16 protein-coding genes are annotated in these 17,822 nt (G+C 35.5%); 9 read left to right on the forward strand and 7 right to left on the reverse strand.

Going from position 1 to position 17,822, the window contains the following annotated elements; translation table 11 throughout:
- The coding region (locus FA045_RS00005; protein ID WP_136873148.1) for a transposase at positions 1-270 on the forward strand (270 nt) is incomplete at its 5' end.
- A 427-nt stretch (positions 271-697) separates the two neighbouring features.
- On the opposite strand, the gene FA045_RS00010 is transcribed toward FA045_RS00005, so the two are convergent.
- Positions 698-2,008, reverse strand: coding sequence for an amidohydrolase family protein (locus FA045_RS00010; RefSeq protein WP_136873150.1), 1,311 nt, complete (start codon positions 2,006-2,008; stop codon positions 698-700).
- On the reverse strand, positions 2,001-5,033 hold the full coding sequence (locus tag FA045_RS00015) for an amidohydrolase family protein (RefSeq protein WP_136873152.1): 3,033 nt from the start codon (positions 5,031-5,033) through the stop codon (positions 2,001-2,003). The genes FA045_RS00010 and FA045_RS00015 overlap by 8 nt, the downstream gene beginning before the upstream one ends.
- Before the next feature lie 790 nt (positions 5,034-5,823).
- On the opposite strand from FA045_RS00015, the gene FA045_RS00020 reads away from it, so the two are divergent.
- The gene (locus tag FA045_RS00020; protein ID WP_136873154.1) at positions 5,824-6,018 is read left to right on the forward strand and encodes a hypothetical protein; all 195 of its coding nucleotides are present in this window, start codon (positions 5,824-5,826) and stop codon (positions 6,016-6,018) included.
- Positions 6,019-6,166: 148 nt separating this feature from the next.
- On the opposite strand, the gene FA045_RS00025 is transcribed toward FA045_RS00020, so the two are convergent.
- Positions 6,167-9,361 (reverse strand): TonB-dependent receptor, encoded by a 3,195-nt coding sequence (locus FA045_RS00025; RefSeq protein ID WP_136873156.1) that lies wholly within the window; start codon positions 9,359-9,361, stop codon positions 6,167-6,169.
- 205 nt (positions 9,362-9,566) lie between these two features.
- Between FA045_RS00025 and FA045_RS00030 the strand changes: the two genes are divergently transcribed.
- From FA045_RS00030 to trpC, 4 genes are all read left to right on the forward strand, one after another.
- Positions 9,567-10,010 (forward strand): cytochrome B, encoded by a 444-nt coding sequence (locus tag FA045_RS00030; protein WP_136873158.1) that lies wholly within the window; start codon positions 9,567-9,569, stop codon positions 10,008-10,010.
- A 309-nt stretch (positions 10,011-10,319) separates the two neighbouring features.
- Positions 10,320-11,780 (forward strand): anthranilate synthase component I family protein, encoded by a 1,461-nt coding sequence (locus FA045_RS00035; protein ID WP_136873160.1) that lies wholly within the window; start codon positions 10,320-10,322, stop codon positions 11,778-11,780.
- Between the two features lie 110 nt (positions 11,781-11,890).
- On the forward strand, positions 11,891-12,511 hold the full coding sequence (locus FA045_RS00040; protein ID WP_136873162.1) for an anthranilate synthase component II: 621 nt from the start codon (positions 11,891-11,893) through the stop codon (positions 12,509-12,511).
- Positions 12,512-12,513: 2 nt separating this feature from the next.
- Positions 12,514-13,347 carry an indole-3-glycerol phosphate synthase TrpC gene (gene trpC / locus FA045_RS00045; RefSeq protein ID WP_225871228.1) on the forward strand — a complete coding sequence of 278 codons (834 nt, stop codon included), beginning with the start codon at positions 12,514-12,516 and terminating at the stop codon, positions 13,345-13,347.
- A gap of 24 nt (positions 13,348-13,371) precedes the next feature.
- Here the strand turns inward: trpC and FA045_RS00050 are convergent, their stop codons facing one another.
- Together FA045_RS00050 and FA045_RS00055 are read right to left on the reverse strand one after the other, a co-directional pair.
- Positions 13,372-13,656: a type II toxin-antitoxin system RelE/ParE family toxin gene (locus FA045_RS00050; RefSeq protein ID WP_136873164.1), complete on the reverse strand. Its 285-nt coding sequence runs from the start codon at positions 13,654-13,656 to the stop codon at positions 13,372-13,374.
- Positions 13,641-13,868, reverse strand: coding sequence for a hypothetical protein (locus tag FA045_RS00055; protein WP_136873166.1), 228 nt, complete (start codon positions 13,866-13,868; stop codon positions 13,641-13,643). The genes FA045_RS00050 and FA045_RS00055 overlap by 16 nt, the downstream gene beginning before the upstream one ends.
- A gap of 412 nt (positions 13,869-14,280) precedes the next feature.
- Here FA045_RS00055 and trmB point away from each other — a divergent pair, with 412 nt between their 5' ends.
- Together trmB and FA045_RS00065 are read left to right on the forward strand one after the other, a co-directional pair.
- On the forward strand, positions 14,281-14,931 hold the full coding sequence (gene trmB, locus FA045_RS00060; protein WP_136873168.1) for a tRNA (guanosine(46)-N7)-methyltransferase TrmB: 651 nt from the start codon (positions 14,281-14,283) through the stop codon (positions 14,929-14,931).
- The gene (locus FA045_RS00065; protein WP_136873170.1) at positions 14,931-15,260 is read left to right on the forward strand and encodes an MGMT family protein; all 330 of its coding nucleotides are present in this window, start codon (positions 14,931-14,933) and stop codon (positions 15,258-15,260) included. The genes trmB and FA045_RS00065 overlap by 1 nt, the downstream gene beginning before the upstream one ends.
- On the opposite strand, the gene FA045_RS00070 is transcribed toward FA045_RS00065, so the two are convergent.
- Complete coding sequence (locus FA045_RS00070; RefSeq protein ID WP_136873172.1) at positions 15,253-15,606, reverse strand: hypothetical protein; 354 nt, start codon at positions 15,604-15,606, stop codon at positions 15,253-15,255. The two genes, FA045_RS00065 and FA045_RS00070, sit on opposite strands and share 8 nt — an antisense overlap.
- 59 nt (positions 15,607-15,665) lie before the next feature.
- Here FA045_RS00070 and FA045_RS00075 point away from each other — a divergent pair, with 59 nt between their 5' ends.
- Positions 15,666-16,022 carry a carboxymuconolactone decarboxylase family protein gene (locus FA045_RS00075; protein ID WP_136873174.1) on the forward strand — a complete coding sequence of 119 codons (357 nt, stop codon included), beginning with the start codon at positions 15,666-15,668 and terminating at the stop codon, positions 16,020-16,022.
- A gap of 248 nt (positions 16,023-16,270) precedes the next feature.
- Here the strand turns inward: FA045_RS00075 and FA045_RS00080 are convergent, their stop codons facing one another.
- Complete coding sequence (locus tag FA045_RS00080) at positions 16,271-17,716, reverse strand: DUF6600 domain-containing protein (protein WP_136873176.1); 1,446 nt, start codon at positions 17,714-17,716, stop codon at positions 16,271-16,273.
- Positions 17,717-17,822: the final 106 nt, after the last annotated feature.

The raw sequence follows: 17,822 nt of genomic DNA on the forward strand, positions 1-17,822 counted from the left end.
ATACTCAGCCACTCCAAGTCTAGAATGATTGCCTTTAAAAAACTGGCTTTATGGTACAACAAGATAGAAGAGGCAGGTTTTAAATCATTTAACACAATAGCAAGGACTATCCAAAATAACTACGAAACGATATTAAATTACTTTGATAATAAATCCACAAACGCATCAGCAGAATCTTTTAATGCTAAAATCAAAGCCTTCAGGTCTCAATTTAGAGGGGTTAGAAACGTAAAATTCTTCCTGTTCAGGCTATCAAAGATATATGGCTAAATCCTCCCCAACTTTTACGCTTGATCCAAGATTACAGCGGATTTTATATAAAATTTAACTGAATATTTGAAAAGCATTTGAAGTGATTCATAAGCTATAGTACTCCCGCTATCTCTGCTGCTATGAAAAATAGCATTCGTTCTATCGGGTCTATTTTACTCAAGCTTGTACAGCTATGAGGGGTTTGATTTGCACCGCCCTTTGTTATATAGCCCCGGTTGGAGCGATATCCTTTTTTTTGATGTCATCCTGAGCTTGTCGAAGGACATCAAAAAAAGATATAGCGTAAAACGGGACTAACTTAAATAGCTCCTCTGTAATTGCGCTTCTAATTTTAAAATAATACGCAATTTTTAAAATAAAAAAGCCGCTGATTTGCAGATTTATAATCTGCAAATCAGCGGCTTAAACTTTGCTAAATTATTGGCTATTTGATGCCGTATTTATCGCTAAACTTTTTGTCTAATTGTTTGTGTAAGTTATCTAAACTAACCGATCTACCTTGTATAAAAGCTTGTTCTACTTTATTGGTTTTCATATCCAAAGCATCGCCAGCAGAAATAAACAAAGTTGCGTCTTTACCCATTTCTATACTTCCGGTAGTTTTATCTATACCTAAAACTTTTGCCGTGTTTAAAGTAATGGTTTGCAAAGCTTTTTCTTTTCCTAAACCCCAAGCTGCAACTGTACCGGCCATAAAAGGCAAGTTTCTTTGTTGCCAATAACCATCTATACTAACTACAACATTAACACCTGCATTTGCTAAAATTGAAGCATTTTTGTAAGGCATATTTACATCATCATCAACATTGTTTGGCAAAGCATGAGGTTGTTTAACTACAACTGAAATATTATTGTCTTTTAAAAAATCTGTTATCAGATATGCTTCATCGCCACCAACAATTACGGGTGTAATTTTATATTTTTTTGCAAAATTAAAAGCTGCTATAATGTCTTTTTGGCTATTTGCAGTAATAAACAATTTCTGTTTACCATTAAATAGGTTTTGCATTGCTGCTAAACGAGCATTACTTGTTGCGGGTTTTTCGCCCTCGGCATAAGCTTGTGCTTGCGAAAAAATCTCCTCTAAATCTGCAATTGCTTTTTGCGTTCTTTCGGCAATAGCATCAGCAGAAAAACCTGGTCGGCCACCGCCAAAGCCACCTCTAAAACGCGGTGTTGTTGGCCAGCTCATGTGCTGTGCATCGTCAATTTTTAAAGCTGCGTCTTCCCAGTTCCAAGCATCAAGCTGTACAACAGATGAACTTCCTGAAATTGTTCCGCCCTGCGGCGTAATTTGAGCCATTAAAATACCATTGCTACGTAATGTTGCTGGTACTTTAGAATCTGTATTATAGGCCACAATAGAACGAATATGTGGGTTCATATTACCAATCTCCGTAAAATCTAAAGTAGCTTTAACCGATTCGAATTCTGTTAAACCTAGGTTGTTTATAGGTGCAATTATACCTGGATAAACGTGTTTACCATTTGCTGTAATTACTTCAGCATCGGTTAAATTTAGTTTAACCACGGTTGCATCACCAACACCTGTAATTTTGCCTTTATCGAATATGATGTAGCCGTTTTCTATAACCTGACCATTGCCCACATGTACTGTTGCACCAAAAATTACTGTTCTTTTAGTTTGAGGTTTTGCTGGCGAAATATTTGCTTGAGCAAAAGTAGAAACTGTTGCGGCACAAGCAAAAAACAGTGTTAAAATATATTTATTCATGAGAATGTCCTCCTTCTACTGCTTCATAAGCATCCATTGTATATTCACTTAAAGTTTCGCAGTTGTATAATGTAGTTGCAACTCCAACTGGGCGTTGTGTTCTGCCTCCTTTGTTTTTACTGTCTAACATTTTTTGAATTAATCTAGCTTTTTCAGTTTGTTGTGCTTTTTGAACTTGAGCATCTTTTTCCAAATCCCAATAAGCAATACCGTCTACAAAAGTTTTTTCTGCTTTTGCATAAATTGATAATGGATGTTCTGACCAAACCACCACATCTGCATCTTTACCAGCTTTTATACTGCCAACTTTGTTGTCAATATGCAGCATTTTTGCAGGATTTAAGGTTACAAATTTTAAGGCATCCTCTTCAGAAACGCCACCATATAAAACAGATTTACCAGCTTCTTGGTTTAAGCGACGAGCCATTTCAGCATCATCAGAGTTAAAAGCTGTAGTAATACCTACGTTGTGCATAATTTTACCGTTGTACGGGATTGCTTCTTGCACTTCCATTTTGTAAGCCCACCAATCAGAAAAGGTTGATGCAGCAATGCCATGTGCTTTCATTTTATCAGCTACTTTATACCCTTCTAAAATATGCGTAAAGGTGTTAATTTTAAAACCTAAGCTATCTGCAACATGAATTAACATGTTAATTTCACTTTGTACGTAAGAGTGACAAGTAATGAAACGTTTGTTGTTTAAAATCTCAACCAAAGCATCTAATTCTAAATCCCTACGCACATTGTTGCCTTTTACAGTTAATGCTTTTTGGTATTCTTTGGCACGAGTAAAACCATCCACAAAACTTTGCTCAACACCCATACGTGTTACTGGAAAACGAGCACCAGAGCCAAAATTACTTTGTTTCACGTTTTCGCCAAGGGCGAATTTGATGAAACCATCTGCACCTGCAAATTTCAATTCTTCGGGTAATTTACCCCAACGCAATTTAATCAGTTGCGATTGCCCACCAATTGGATTAGCTGAACCATGTAGAATTTGAGATGTGGTAACCCCACCAGCCAATTGGCGATAAATATTTACATCTTCTGAGTTGATGATATCCGCAATGCGAACTTCTGCAGACGAAGATTGAGCACCTTCATTAATGCCTCCTGTACCTGCAATGTGCGAATGTTCATCAATTAAACCTGCGGTAATGTGTTTGCCTGTTGCATCAATTACTTTTGCCGAGCCAGCAGATAAATTAGTGCCAACTGCTTTAATTTTTCCACCTTCTAAAAGTACATCAGCATTTTTAAGGATACCTTCTTTTTCGTTAGTCCAAACGGTTGCATTTTTTAACAACACAGTTTCAACACTTGGTTGTATGGCGTTACCAAAAGCAACCATAGGATAGATTAAAGTACCATTGGCAATTACAGGCTTAGGTTCTTCACGCTTCGGCGTCTCTTTGTTAGCTTCTTTATACGTGGCTGTCCATTTACCTGTTGTACCTTCGGTTAAAGCAAATTCGCCTTTAAATGCAATTGGGCTTGCCGAAGTTAAATATCCGCTTAAGCGAACATCACCTTTAGGGTTTTTCTTTAAATTAAAGTTGATGCTTACCCAATCGCCATTGCGCACAAAAGTTGCAGTAGTTTTAACACTATCAACACCAGTTCTTTCAATAGCTGCTGCAGTACCAGCACCAGTACCAGTAATTTTTAAGGTTAAAGCACCAATTCCATCAACATTTAAATTGTAAACGCCACGTAAATCGGTTACATCCATTTTGCTAACTACAAAACGTTTTCCTTGTACCCAGTTTTCGTGAATAATGTTTCCTGTTTTAAATAAATTATCTGAGGTGATTAAAAAATTAGCGAATTTACCTTTTTCTAACGAGCCAACTTTATCGCTAATGCCTAACATTTTTGCAGGCACATCTGTAACAGAAAGTAAAGCTTGTTTTTCAGTTAAGCCATTTTCTATCGCAGTGCGGATGTTGGTCCAAAATTCTCTAGGGTTGTCTAAGCTAAAAGTAGTTAATGCGAAGTTAACACCAGCTTTTTCTAAAACAGATGGGTTAGTTGGCGCCAACTCCCAAGCTTTCATTTGTCCTAAACTAATGCTTCTAGCTTCTGCCGGATCTTCAACATCAAAAGCTTTGGGAAAGTTAATTGGTATAATTAAACTTGCGCCAGTTGCCTTTACAGCATCAATTCGTTGGTATTCATCGCCATTAGATTTGATGATATATTCTTTACCAAACTCTTTTGCAATTTTAACCGCACGAAGTATATTTTGCCAGCCATCGGCCTCAAAAAGTTGAGGTAAAGCTTGTTGTTTATTAAAATCTTCTAACGAAATATTGTATTCTTCTTTTTGGTTTTTATACCAATTTGCATCTAAATAAGTTTGGCGTAACAACGCGATTGAACCCATTAAAGATGTTGGATAGTCATTTGAAGATGTTCCTTTACTAAACGAATAATTTGCTGCAGTTTGGTCTTTAAGTAAAACGAGGTTTTCGCTTGCATCGTTTAAAGTTACCGCAGCAGATGTGCCACGAGCAATACCATCACGGTTAACTACATTTACACTTCCGAAACCTGCTTTACGCATATCATCTGCTTTTTTGGCATCGATAGCAAAAATAGTTCTTACTTCAGTTTCTGGTCTAATGGCTTCGTTCCAATTGTAAGCACCTTTTTTTGTTGAGGTAAAAATAGATTGGCGTCCGCCACCAAAACCACCTCCTGCAGCACGTGGCGCTTCTGCTATACCATAAGAGGTAAAGGCATCAATTAACGAAGGATAAATATATTTTCCTTTTAAATCAATTACTACATAACCTTTCGGGATGGAAGTTCCTGTGCCTACAGATTGAATAATTTTGTCTTTAATTAGCAAAACACCGTTGCTAATGGTTTGGTTGGCGTTAACTACAATAGTTGCATTAGTAAAAGCATACTGCCCAGATCTTACATCGTAAGAACCGTTAACAGGATAAGTTTGCTGAGCAAACAAAAATGTAGTAGAAAACACCAACGTTAACGCTAGTAGAATTTTCTTCATAATGTTTAGGGTTGTTTTATTCCCTAAATCTATTGATAAATACAGATTTAAATAAATTCTATCTTAGATATTACAAAATTGAGCAGCTACAGCATTCAATTGGCTAAGGATACAAGCAATAGAACAAGATAACACCAACCACAAGAATAAAGCTAGTGCCTGCAAAAATATGCTGAAAGGTCGTCATACCCAGGGGTAATTTATTTTATAAAAATCAATATAAATGACGCTAATTTTAGCTCGTTTTGCCATCCAGAGTGCAGCAAAGGATCTCTATGATAGTATTTATTATTTGAGATTCCTCCGAAGTCGGAATGACAAAACTAGGAGTTTATAATTTTTATAAAATTTTGATTTATAAACACTTAACAAATAACGTCAATGGTAGCTCGACTGGGCATCGTAATGCATCTTTATATTTTAATTAACTTTCTGGTTGGTGTTATCACCATAACTGTTCGGAACAAATTTTTTAATGATTATTTATCATATAGAGATTTAGAAAAATTGATAAAAACACGGACTACGAGTGCAATTAATATTTATTAGAAGTTATTTTTAGACCTCAGAGAGGTCTTATATCTATAGCTAATGTGCAATTATGGTGTGCGACCCCAGCTGGGGTCGAATGTATGCCTTGCAATTGCTATACAGATGTTATCCCGCTGGGATAATTTAACCCTTCGTTTAATTTTCTAACCATAAATAGACAATGAAAACATAGGCTAGCGCATCATTTCCTATATTAACTATGTGCCTATGTGTTTAATTTTTAATCTCCCGAACACTAATGGTGTTATCACCAACCACAAGACTAAAAGAAAGTAAACTCCTGCAAAAAGAAATCTTACGCCTGCAAAAAGAAATCTTGCACCCGCCAAAAGAATTCTTGTGCCTGCCAAAAGAAATCTTGCACCTGCCAAAAGAAACCTTGCGCCTGCAATTAATTATTCTTCTTCAACATGACAAGCCGAGGCAAGATTGACATCCTATAGCGGTAATTTCGTTGAGTAGAAATCAAACTCAGGCTAAAAACAACATTAAACAAACAATATATTGATGTGAAACAAGGTTTTAAAACTAAAAAAGCTAATCATTTTGCAATGAATAGCTTTTTTGTGTAGGTTATGTTATTAAAATCCGTAACGCAATCCTAATTGTATTTGCCATGGATTACCAGATGGATTTACAACACCAGTATTATTGATACGGTAATTGAATTGTCTGTTTACAGTATCATAATTTGGTATTACTAACGCAGGATTTGCATTAGGTACACCCAAACCATAAAGTGCTTGTGTACCTAAGGTTTCGGTTACACCCCATTTTTTGCTTAACAAATTAGCGAAGTTGAAGAAATCTGCAGAAACTTCAACATTGTGTCTTTTATCTAAATTAATTTTTTTGCTTATTCTTAAATCAACCTGACCAAAGAAATTATTGATACCACCATTACGCTCTGCAATAGCCCCTTCGTATTTTAAAATATAATCTTTAAGGCTTTGGCTTGCTAATGGATTGTCTAACAAAGCTTGTAAACCATTTCTAACTCTATCCGGAACGTTGGTATTACTTCTATCGAAAACATAAGCCAAATCATTGGTGGTTACAAAATCGCCGTTATTGTTAGCTCCCGATAGCAAACTATATCTTGTACCGCCAATACCTGAGTATTTAAAGCCTACTTTTACGCCATAAAATGTTGGTAAAGTACCATAAATAACTACTTTATGACGGAACTGACCATTCGAATAACTGATATTGCTTAAATCTCTTGGATCATCAACCACTGGTAAAGAAAGCGTAGCAGAGTTGGCTACGTTACCGTTAAATGAAGTGTTATCTTTAGAGTCATTCCAGGTATAACTTGCAGAAATTTCTCCATCTTTAAAATATTGCCAAGTTCCATCAACCACTACTGCAAATTGGTTTACTTTACCTTTACTATTCAATTCTAAAACACGACCAAAAGCATTCGTTAAACGACCTGTTTTCCAATCAGAAACACCATTTGATCCAACAGCAGGTACAAATACCCCTCTATTATCTTCATTTGCTAAAGTAAAGAAAGGATTTGCAACCATATTTCTATCAACATACATATAGTTATTACGAGCTAAAGTTGCATAACCAGTAATACCTACACGAAGTTTTTGGTTAATTAATTTACTGTAAGATAAGTTAGCTTTGTAAACTACCGGAAGTTTAGCATCTTCGGCATAAGTATTAATTGTTGGCACTTGGAATGCAGCCAATGTTGGCGAGCTCACTGTCCCATCTCTATAACCTGCAAAGTTTGGTGTTGGCACATCTGCCCCAAAAACATCAACTGTGGCAAAGTGCTTACCATCAAAACTTAAGTTGTTAATGGTAACATAATTATTTACATCAGACCCGAAAATACCCGCACCAAAACGTAAATAATCAGTATTCTTCTCATTAATATTCCAATCAAATTGAATGCGTGGTTGTAATACCAATTGTTTTAATTCATGATCCGTTCTTACACCAATTGCATTAAATAGCTCTTGGTTTAAAGGCGATTTTGGATAACTGCTATAATCTAAACGTAAACCTCCAGTAAAATCTAATCCAATACCCAATTTAGTTTGCATTTGTCCGTAAACTGCTGCATTCCAAATACCTGCATTAACAGTCGGATCTGCCAATAATGGCACTTCACGATAAAAACGGTTAGGAATTAAATTATTAAAGTTTTGCAAAGAAGTTTGTGCAGTAGCACCAGTTCCGCTATTGGTAAATTCAAAACGGCCATTTACTTCACTTCCATATAATGATTTAGCATCTGTATACATTACATCAGCACCGAATGTATATTTTACTTTATCTGTGTTGTAGTAAAAATTATCAACTAACTGGAAAACATTATTGGTAAAGCCTTCTTGCGCAAAGCGATGCCCACCAATTTGAATAGCAGTAGTTCTATTGGCACCACCAATAGTTGAACCAATGTTTCCAACAACCGCTCTAGGAATATCAAAATTCAATTGATCACCTTGTGTACTCGCTTGATAAGTATATAAATGCTGAACTTTTAGCTCATTGGTAATTTTGCTGTTTACCGTAGTACGTAAGGTTGCTAACAAACTATTATCAACGTTTTTATCATCACCATAACTCTCTAAAAAATTAATCGCAGTGTTATCTCCCAAACCTAACGGATTTCTATCATTGGTATAGTTATCACGAATAGTTAATAAGTTTCTATCGTTAATTTGATAATCTAAACGAGCAAATGCTGCATCAGAACCACGCTTTTTATTAAATGAACCGTACTGTGGCGTACTGGCAACGCCGTATTTTGATTGCGCAATAGCTGCAAAGCTTTCTAAAGTTGCGTTGGTAATGTTAAATCTTGCTTCATCAGCAGCAGAATTGATATCTGCAATAATCAATGGGCGAGCATCTCTTTGATGATCCCAACCTACAAAATAATGTAGTTTATCTTTAATAATCGGGCCTCCTAAAGTAAAACCGTATTGGCTAGTAGAAAAATCGTTAACGCGTTTGTTGCCTCTAATGTCATTCGGACTAGATAACCAATCTGCACGAGTGTAACCAAAAGCGCTACCAGTAATTTGGTTGGTACCAGCTTTAGTTACCGCACTAATTGTACCACCACCAGCTCTGCCTAAAGTTACATCGTATTGGTTGGTGACTACTTTAAATTCACGCACAGTTTCAATAGAGATTGAATATGGCGCACCACTTCTACTTGTTGTAGATCCGGCAGAAGTAGGGTTCTTTGCCGTCATCCCATCAATTGTAAAGTTTGTTGATGAACCTAGTTGACCAGAAATTCCTCCGCCGTTGCTTAATGGCGATAAATCTGTTAAACTAGAAAAATTACGACCGTTAATTGGCAATTGATTCATCGTTTTTGATGAAACTTCTGTAGAAGCACCAAACTGTTGAGATTTGTTTTTCAATCCATTACCATTAATTTCTACAGCTAATAAGGTTTGAGAACCTTCAGTCATTTTAATGTTTACTTTGGCTAAATCGCCTAAGTTTAGGTTGTAGCCAGAACGAGTTTGCTCGCCAAAACCAATATATGCTGCTTTTACTGTGTAAGGCCCACCTAATGGAAGTTCTTTAAAAGTATATGCGCCTTGATTATTTGTTCCGGTTTTAGTGGTAAAACCAGTAGATTCATTTCGAACCGTAATGGCAACACCCGGAATAGGTTTGTTCTGCTCATCGGTTACTACACCAGAAATTGATGCTTGTGTAGTTTGCGCAAATAAATTAGTATTGCTTACAAACAACAAAATGAAAAAAGAAAAATAGAGTAATCGTTTAATCATGATATGGGATATTTTGTTTGTCGCAAAAGTCCTTTCTAAAAATGAAGTTGATTACATTTTTTAGTTATCAAATTGTAAAGCGAATCATTGGTTTTGTACTTTAAACTAAGGTTATGTTAAGAAAGAATATAAATTATGTTAAGGATTTTTTAGCTCTCCTTTAAATCTAATTATTTGCTATTTTTGAAATAAAAAATTAAAGAATATGTACGAGATTTTAAAAAGTGCCCACTCTGGCTGGAGATATTTGGTTTTAGCATTATTGGTTTTTGCAGTTGTGCAAGCTTTATCTGGTTGGTTTGGTAAAAAAGCTTACACCGAAGGAAATAGAAAGCTCAATGTTTTTACTTTAATCAGCGCACACATTCAATTGGTATTTGGTGCGATATTGTATTTTTTAAGTCCGCTAACTAAAGGGCCAATGAGCGATCCAATTTACCGCCATTGGAAAGTAGAACACATTAGCATCATGATTATTGCCATTGTATTAATCACAATTGGTAATGCCAAATCTAAAAAAGTAACAGATTCAGTTGCTAAACATAAAAACATTGCTGTGTTTTTCGGCGTTGCTTTAGTTTTATTAATTGTTGGTATTTTTATGATTGTTAAAACTGGGCAGATTGCTTCGTTTTTTGGAATGTCTTAATTTTAATAAAAAGTTTAAAATATTTTGATTTCTTAACTTTTTGTATATTTTTGCTGCACAATGATTAGCAATAAAACAAACACTTGGCAATGGCGTGGTTATTCTGAAAAGAGTTTCGTCGTAGCTTTGTGCACATTATAGTTTATCAACCTAAACTTAAACCACATTTAAAAACCCGACGTAACCACACGCCGGGTTTTTTTATTTATAAATTAATTCGTCATTGCGAGCAAAGCGAAGCCTGCCTACCGCAGGCAATCTTAATATAAGACCCTTCGACTTCGCTCAGGATGACAAAAAGCAAAATAAATGAAAGAAGATATTAAATCTAATTTAGGCACTCCCTCCCTTCTGGGGAGGGTTGGGGTGGGGCTGTACAACATACAATCACACACCAAAAAGCGATTAGCAGACACTACAACGCCAGTTAGCATTTACTTACGCCTGCGTGATGTTTTTCCAAACACTATTTTACTCGAAAGTTCGGATTACCACAGTCGGGAAAATGCAACAAGTTACGTTTGTGCCGAGCCAGTGGCTGGTATAATTTTGCAAGATGGATTGTTACAGACTTATTATCCTGATGGTACAAAAGACAGCAAAACCGAATTTGTATTAACCGAAGAGATTGCAGCTTTTAAAACAAAGTTTAATCCGCTAAAACAAACCAAAGAAAAACATATCTCAACTGGTTTGTTTGGATATTTTACATGGAACGCCGTTCAGCATTTTGAGGATATAAAATTTACTTCGGCTACGCCAGATGAAGATAAAATTCCGATAATGCAATATCATGTGTACAGATATATCATCGCGATAGACCACTTTAAGAACGAAATAACTTTGGTTAAAAATGTTTTTAATGAAGATGAAAATGAAGATTTATCGAAAATTGAATACATCATCCAAAATAAAAACTTCCCTGAATACAGTTTTAAAACTAACGGTGATGAGCAATCTAATTTAACCGATCAAGGTTTTATGGACATTGTAGAGCAAATGAAAAAGCACATTTACCGTGGCGATGTTTTTCAAATTGTACCATCAAGAGCTTTTAGTCAGTCTTTTCTGGGTGATGAATTTAATGTTTACCGTTGTTTACGTTCCATCAATCCATCTCCATATTTATTTTATTTTGATTATGGAAGTTTTAAACTCTTTGGCTCATCGCCAGAAGCACAAATTACAATTAACAATAATGTAGCAAACATTTTCCCTATTGCTGGTACATTTAAACGTACTGGAAACGATGAGGAAGATGTAGCTTTAGCCAAAAAGCTAGAAGAAGATCCAAAAGAAAGTGCAGAACATGTAATGTTGGTAGATTTGGCTAGAAATGATTTAAGCAGACATTGCAGCGCTGTTGAGGTTAAATCTTTTAAAGAAGTTCAATATTATTCGCATTTAATACATTTGGTTTCTAAAGTAAGCGGAAACTTAAAGGAAAATGTAAGTGCTTTTAAAGTAGTTGCAGATACCTATCCAGCCGGAACATTAAGCGGTGCGCCAAAATATAAGGCTATGCAATTGATAGATCAATATGAGAAATTAGGCCGTAATTTTTACGCAGGGGCGATAGGTTACATGGGCTTTAACGAAGATTTTAACCATGCTATTATGATTAGAACTTTTATGAGCAAAAATAACCATTTACATTACCGAGCAGGTGCAGGAATTGTAGCAGATTCTATCGCCGAAAATGAATTAAACGAAGTAAATAACAAAATAGCGGCATTGCGTAAGGCAATTGTAATGGGAGAGGAAATCTAGTTTCCAGTCAACAGTTTTCAGTTGGGAGCTTTGTAATATGTGGATAATAATGCTTATCGGTGAAATCATTTTAATCAGTGAAATCAACCGCGAAGCGATAGGATATAAAAATGAAAAGAGAAGATAACAAAGGGACAATTTTAGTAATAGATAACTACGATAGCTTTACCTATAATTTAGTGCATTTAATTAACGAATTAGGTTATGAAGCTGTGGTATGGAGAAATGATAAATTCGCAATTGAAGATGTGGAGGCTTTTGATAAAATTTTGTTATCGCCCGGACCAGGCATACCAGAAGAAGCTGGGCTACTGTTGGAGGTAATAAAAACCTATGCACCAACAAAAAGTATCATGGGCGTATGTTTAGGTCAGCAGGCAATTGCTGAAGTTTTTGGCGGAAGTTTATTAAATTTGGGTAGACCAATGCATGGCATTGCAACACCAATTACTGTTTTAGATGAAAATGATGCTGCTTTTAAAGGATGTGTTGCACCAATTGAAGTTGGCCGCTACCACTCATGGGTGGTTAATCCTGCAGATTTACCAGCAAGCCTAACTGTTACTGCAATTGATGGCGATGGCCAAATTATGGCATTAAGACACAAAGAGTTCGATGTTTGTGGTGTACAATTTCACCCAGAAAGTGTACTTACACCAGATGGAAAACAAATGATGAAGAATTGGTTAACCCCCCAACCCCCTGAAGGGGGAGTTGAAAACCTAAAATAACTATGATGCAAAAAGATATGAAAACTGGAACGGAAAAGTCCCCTTTAGGGGATTTAGGGGTTCTAGGTAAAATAGTTTCCCGTAAATTAGAAGAAGTTGCCGAGGCAAAACAAAAAGTTTCGGTTGCTGAGTTAGAAGCTAACCCAAATTTTGATAGAAAACCATTAGTTTTTAAGGATTTTTTATTGGATAAAGGTAGAACGGGAATTATCTCTGAATTTAAAAGGCGTTCGCCATCTAAAGGTTTAATCAACGGCACAGCCGATGTTGCACAAGTTACACAAGCTTACAATTTAGCTGGTGCTTCTGCCATTTCAGTGTTAACAGATACTGATTTTTTTGGTGGCAAAGCCGATGATTTGCTGAAAGCCAGAGCGGTAAATCAAATTCCTATTTTGCGTAAAGATTTTATGATTGATGAATACCAAATTTTGGAAGCCAAAGCTTGGGGTGCAGATATTATTTTATTGATTGCTTCTATATTAACGCCGAAGCAAATTGTAGATTTTGGCAAGTTGGCGCAAAGTTTAGGCTTGAGTGTTTTGTTAGAAGTACATGATTTAGCAGAGCTGGAAAGATCAATTTGCCCACATTTGGATGCTATTGGTGTAAATAACAGAAATTTAGGAGATTTTACGGTAAACATTCAAACTTCATTCGATTTGGTAAATAAAATACCTGATGAGTTTTTAAAAATTTCTGAAAGTGCGATTGATAATCCACAAGTTATTAAAGAATTAAAAGCAGTTGGCTATAATGGTTTTTTAATCGGCGAAAATTTTATGAAAACTGATGATCCGGGTAAAGCGATAAAAGAATTTGTGGCACAACTATAATTTTACTAAATAGATAAATATAACTTAAAATGAAATATCTTCTTTTTGGTGATATATTTTAGAGATTATAATATATTCTTTTTCAATATAATAGAAGATGTAATAATCATTCCAGATTATTACAAATTGATTATTTAGGTTTGTTTTTCTTGCTAGTTTTGGAGTAATTAAAATTTTATTAAATCTGTTGAACAATGATTTAATAAATTTTTTAGAGTACAAATCAGACTGATTTCTTTCGTTATTAAAGATTACAATTCTATCAATATCTGCAAATGCAGCCTGAGAAATAATTAGTCTTTTAACCACGTATTATATTTTTCTTCGAAATCGTTTAAAGTATAGAAATTCCCCTTTTTTACATCTTCATTTGCACTTTCTATTTCTTTTTGCCATTTTTCTGATATAACAAAAACAGGGTCGCTTTTAGTTAAAATTGTGTCGATTGCAGCTAACAACTGTTCGTCATTAGTTTGCATGATTTTTTGCTGAATAATTTCTTTCAATTCTGATATACTCATAAATTAAAGTTAAGAAATTTTAATCAATTAATACATCAATATTTTTATCTAGCACTTTGATTAAATGTGTTCTTATTTAGTGTTGGTTGGAACTTTAAATTATTTCTACCACATGGTTAACATAGATAAAATTCTATGTAACCTATCTTTCTATGTGGTTATTTCTTAAAAGACTTTGCAACCCTAAATAATTGTACAAACCTAATTTAGCTAAACCTGATGGCAGTGAACACGTAGGGGCAACCCTCGCGGTTGACCTGTAGTAAAACGGACAGCAGGGCTGATTTTTTCGATTGATCACTGCAATTGCTTTTCAAAAAATGTTACCCTTAGGTTAAAGCTAATGCCAATTTAAAATGTTACTAATTTCTGATGATTAAAAATCTTACTTTTGTGCTTTAAAAAATAAAAAGTGGGTAAAGATAAGTTAAGAAAGTTTGCTGAAATTGATACTTTTCCGAATGTTTATCAATTACATTTAGGCAAGGTAATGAAGGGTAAATGGGCAAGCGAACATTTTAAAAATGAACAACCAATTGTGCTAGAGTTGGCTTGTGGTAAAGGTGAATATGCCGTTAATTTGGCTAAATTATTTCCAGAAAAAAATTTTATTGGCGTAGACTTAAAAGGCAATAGAATTTGGCGTGGAGCTAGAACTGGAGTTGATGAAGGCATTAAAAATTTAGCTTTTTTACGCATTCAGATTGAAGATATATTAGAGTATTTTGCAGCTGGAGAAGTAGACGAAATTTGGATCACTTTTGCAGACCCACAACCGCAAGAAAGTAGAGAGAAGAAAAGACTAACCTTCCCTGGGTTTTTAGAGAAATACAAGATTTTATTAAAAAATGGCGGTAAAGTAAATTTAAAAACTGATAACGATGGTTTGTACGATTATACTTGCGAAAAAGTTGATGAACATAAGCTAATCATCCATAAAAAAACCAATCATCTTTATCAATCTGAATTTGCGGATGAGGTTTTATCTATAAAAACACACTACGAAAGAATTTATTTGAAACACGATAAAAACATCAATTATATTCAATTTTCGTTTAGTTAATGAAAGATTCATTTTATGAACAAGTATTTGAAATTGCTCGTTTAATACCAGAAGGAAGAGTAACTTCTTATGGAGCAATTGCAAAAGCATTGGGTTCGGCTGGTTCGGCTCGGATGGTAGGTTATGCCATGAGTAATGCAGGAATTGCACACCCAAAAGTTCCGGCACATAGAGTGGTTAATGGCAGTGGTTTACTTACTGGCAAGTTTCATTTTTCGCCACCAGAACTAATGCAAGAGTTATTAGAAAATGAGGGTGTTATTGTAATTGATGATAGAGTAAAAAACTTTAAAACTGTATTTTGGAACCCGTTAGAAGAACTTATTTAACCTGCTTTTGGCTATAATTTGTTAATAAAAATACAACCAAAATTACAATACCTAAGCTAGATAAAAAGATTTGATCGACCTTATTATGCTTAAAATAGGTAAATGATGCTGTTGCTAAACCGAGTGCTACAAAAAACTCTATCAATCCATGAACTCTAAATGGTATAACCTTAAATAAGCCCCCCGAAAAGTTAGTGCAAATGGTAATTAAAAGGTGCAAGCCTGCCAATAAATAGGTAATTGTTTTTGCCACATCAGATAGAAAGAATATTTGAGGTGAAGCGAATAAAAAAATAACGGTAAGATAATCTAATACGGCATGTAACTTTGGAGAGATGACTTTCATAATTTTGCGTTTAATTTAAAACAACGAAACACATTAAAAAGATTTAATATATATTTATTATGGGAAATTTAGTAGAAGAGTTTAATGACTATCGTACAAAAATGAACGATAGAATTATGGAAACTGCGAATACAAATATCAAAAGATTTTTTGCCTTAGATACTACAACTTATGCAGATGGTGCTTTAAATGTAAAAACAAAAGAGATGCTGGGTTTGGTAGCATCAATGGTTTTACGTTGCGATGATTGTATAAAATATCACTTAGAAAAATGCCATAATGAAGGCGTTAATAATGCAGAAATAAATGAGGTATTTATGATTGCTAATTTAGTAGGCGGTTCAATTGTTATTCCGCATTACAGAAGAGCTGTTGAGTATTGGGACGAACTGAAAAATTTGGAGTTAAGAAAATAGCGTTTTGCAATAGAAAAATTCATTACGTTAATTTTTTGAGCCTCTCAATTTAGAAAGCAGCATAGACCAACCTTTAATAGTGCCATAATTCGCTGTTTTTTTAAACCTTATATTAATGAAAGCCTTTCTCTGCCTAGGCGGAGAAAGGCTTGAAATGTAAAGCAGTACGAGTTTATCATTTTCGCGCTAATATTTTTTCATAAAAAAAGAGCCGATTAAAAACCGACTCTCTCCTTCTATATACTTATTTAACCTCTTCCTGGTCTACCACCGCTACCTCTTTCGCCTCTACTTTCAGAACCACCTGAACTTCTTTGCGGTGCAGATTGCACACGTTCTGTTCTTTGTGGTTGAGAACGCTCAACACGTTGAGGTTGAGACTGAGATCTCTCCATACGTTGTGGCGCTTGTTGTTGACGCTCAACTTGTGGCTGAGGGCGTTCCATTCTTTGTTGCGGCACCTCTCTGCTTCGCTCTACCCTTTGTTGAGGTTGTGCTTCGCTTTGATTTCTTTCTACTCTTTGAGGCTGTCTATTGCTTTCTCCTCTTCTTTCGAAAGTACTTGGTCTTTGTCCAACTGCATTTCTATCTGCATTTGGCGTTACGCTAACTCTGCTATTTTCCCTAGATGGTGAACTGCTGTTCTCTCCTCTTCTCTCAAAAGTGCTTGGTCTTTGTCCAACTGTACCTCTGTCTGTATTTGGAGTTGCACCAACTCGGTTGTTATCTCTGCCTTGTACCGTATTCCCTTCTCCTCTTGATGGACGGTTTGAAACATTAGCATCACCTCTACCACTCACTCCGTTTCTATCACCTTGGTTAAAGCTTCCATTATTGCTACTTCCTCTTTCGCCTCTGCTTGTAGGCACACTACCATCTCTACTGGCAATTACACCTCGGTTAATGCTGCCTTGTACTGCATTTCTTGGCGCAGCTTGTGCGTTATTAACCGAACCTCTACTCGGACGAGGATTATAAATATTAACCGAATTGTTATCAATTCTCGACGCACCTGGTCTGCTGCTTCTATTTACATTGTAAACAGTTACATTTTGGTTAGTATGTCTTCTAATATCATCAACTCGTGGCCCAGTATAATAGGTTCTATTGTTACGAACATAAGTGTTGTTAATAATTACCGTATTTTGGATATATACCCTGTTTCTACCATAATTGTAACGTGGGAAGTTATTGACATAGATGTTGTTGTACGGAATAAAATTCCAGCACATATCTGGCACTCTATATCCTCCTCTGCCAATATTTATTCCGATGTTAATGCTTGGTCCTAAAGGCGCCCAACCATAATTTCCACCGCCGCTTCTCCAACTTACCCAAGCTGGTCCCCAAACGGTATCTGGTAACCAAACCCAGTTATTGTAACGGTTGTAAACCCAACGGCCATAATGGAAAGGAGCCCATCCCCATTCGTAATTACTTACCCAAGTATTTCCGTACTCTGTCATAGCCCATCTACCATTGCTGTAATATGGCCTAAACTCATTTTGGTCTACATCCGGACGCCAAACATATCCATATTGCGGATCTTGAATCCAAGTTCCGTAGGGAGAAAGTTCATCGTAAAACGATTGTAGTGAAACGTCTTCTTGCTGTGCTTTTGCTGTTTGTGTGGTTCCAACGAAAAGGAGCATGAGACCTACCAGCATTGCTGGCAATTTGATCATGGTTTTCATTTTGTGTGTGTTTTAAATTTATAATTAACCTAACGCTTTGTGTATATCAATTTGAACACCATTTTTTTAAAAGGATTAATCGTAAAACCATAATGTTTATCAATTA

The organism is Pedobacter cryotolerans (genome assembly GCF_005116475.1).
In the GTDB taxonomy this organism is placed as follows: domain Bacteria; phylum Bacteroidota; class Bacteroidia; order Sphingobacteriales; family Sphingobacteriaceae; genus Pedobacter; species Pedobacter cryotolerans.

Coding starts and splice junctions, on each gene's coding strand:
- FA045_RS00080 (WP_136873176.1), bottom strand. CDS start 17,716: ATGAAAACCATGATCAAATTGCCAGCAATGCTGGTAGGTCTCATGCTC.
- FA045_RS00075 (WP_136873174.1), top strand. CDS start 15,666: ATGGGAAATTTAGTAGAAGAGTTTAATGACTATCGTACAAAAATGAAC.
- FA045_RS00070 (WP_136873172.1), bottom strand. CDS start 15,606: ATGAAAGTCATCTCTCCAAAGTTACATGCCGTATTAGATTATCTTACC.
- FA045_RS00055 (WP_136873166.1), bottom strand. CDS start 13,868: ATGAGTATATCAGAATTGAAAGAAATTATTCAGCAAAAAATCATGCAA.
- FA045_RS00035 (WP_136873160.1), top strand. CDS start 10,320: ATGAAAGAAGATATTAAATCTAATTTAGGCACTCCCTCCCTTCTGGGG.
- FA045_RS00015 (WP_136873152.1), bottom strand. CDS start 5,033: ATGAAGAAAATTCTACTAGCGTTAACGTTGGTGTTTTCTACTACATTT.
- FA045_RS00040 (WP_136873162.1), top strand. CDS start 11,891: ATGAAAAGAGAAGATAACAAAGGGACAATTTTAGTAATAGATAACTAC.
- FA045_RS00010 (WP_136873150.1), bottom strand. CDS start 2,008: ATGAATAAATATATTTTAACACTGTTTTTTGCTTGTGCCGCAACAGTT.
- FA045_RS00025 (WP_136873156.1), bottom strand. CDS start 9,361: ATGATTAAACGATTACTCTATTTTTCTTTTTTCATTTTGTTGTTTGTA.
- trpC (WP_225871228.1), top strand. CDS start 12,514: ATGATGCAAAAAGATATGAAAACTGGAACGGAAAAGTCCCCTTTAGGG.
- FA045_RS00065 (WP_136873170.1), top strand. CDS start 14,931: ATGAAAGATTCATTTTATGAACAAGTATTTGAAATTGCTCGTTTAATA.
- FA045_RS00030 (WP_136873158.1), top strand. CDS start 9,567: ATGTACGAGATTTTAAAAAGTGCCCACTCTGGCTGGAGATATTTGGTT.
- FA045_RS00020 (WP_136873154.1), top strand. CDS start 5,824: ATGGTGTTATCACCAACCACAAGACTAAAAGAAAGTAAACTCCTGCAA.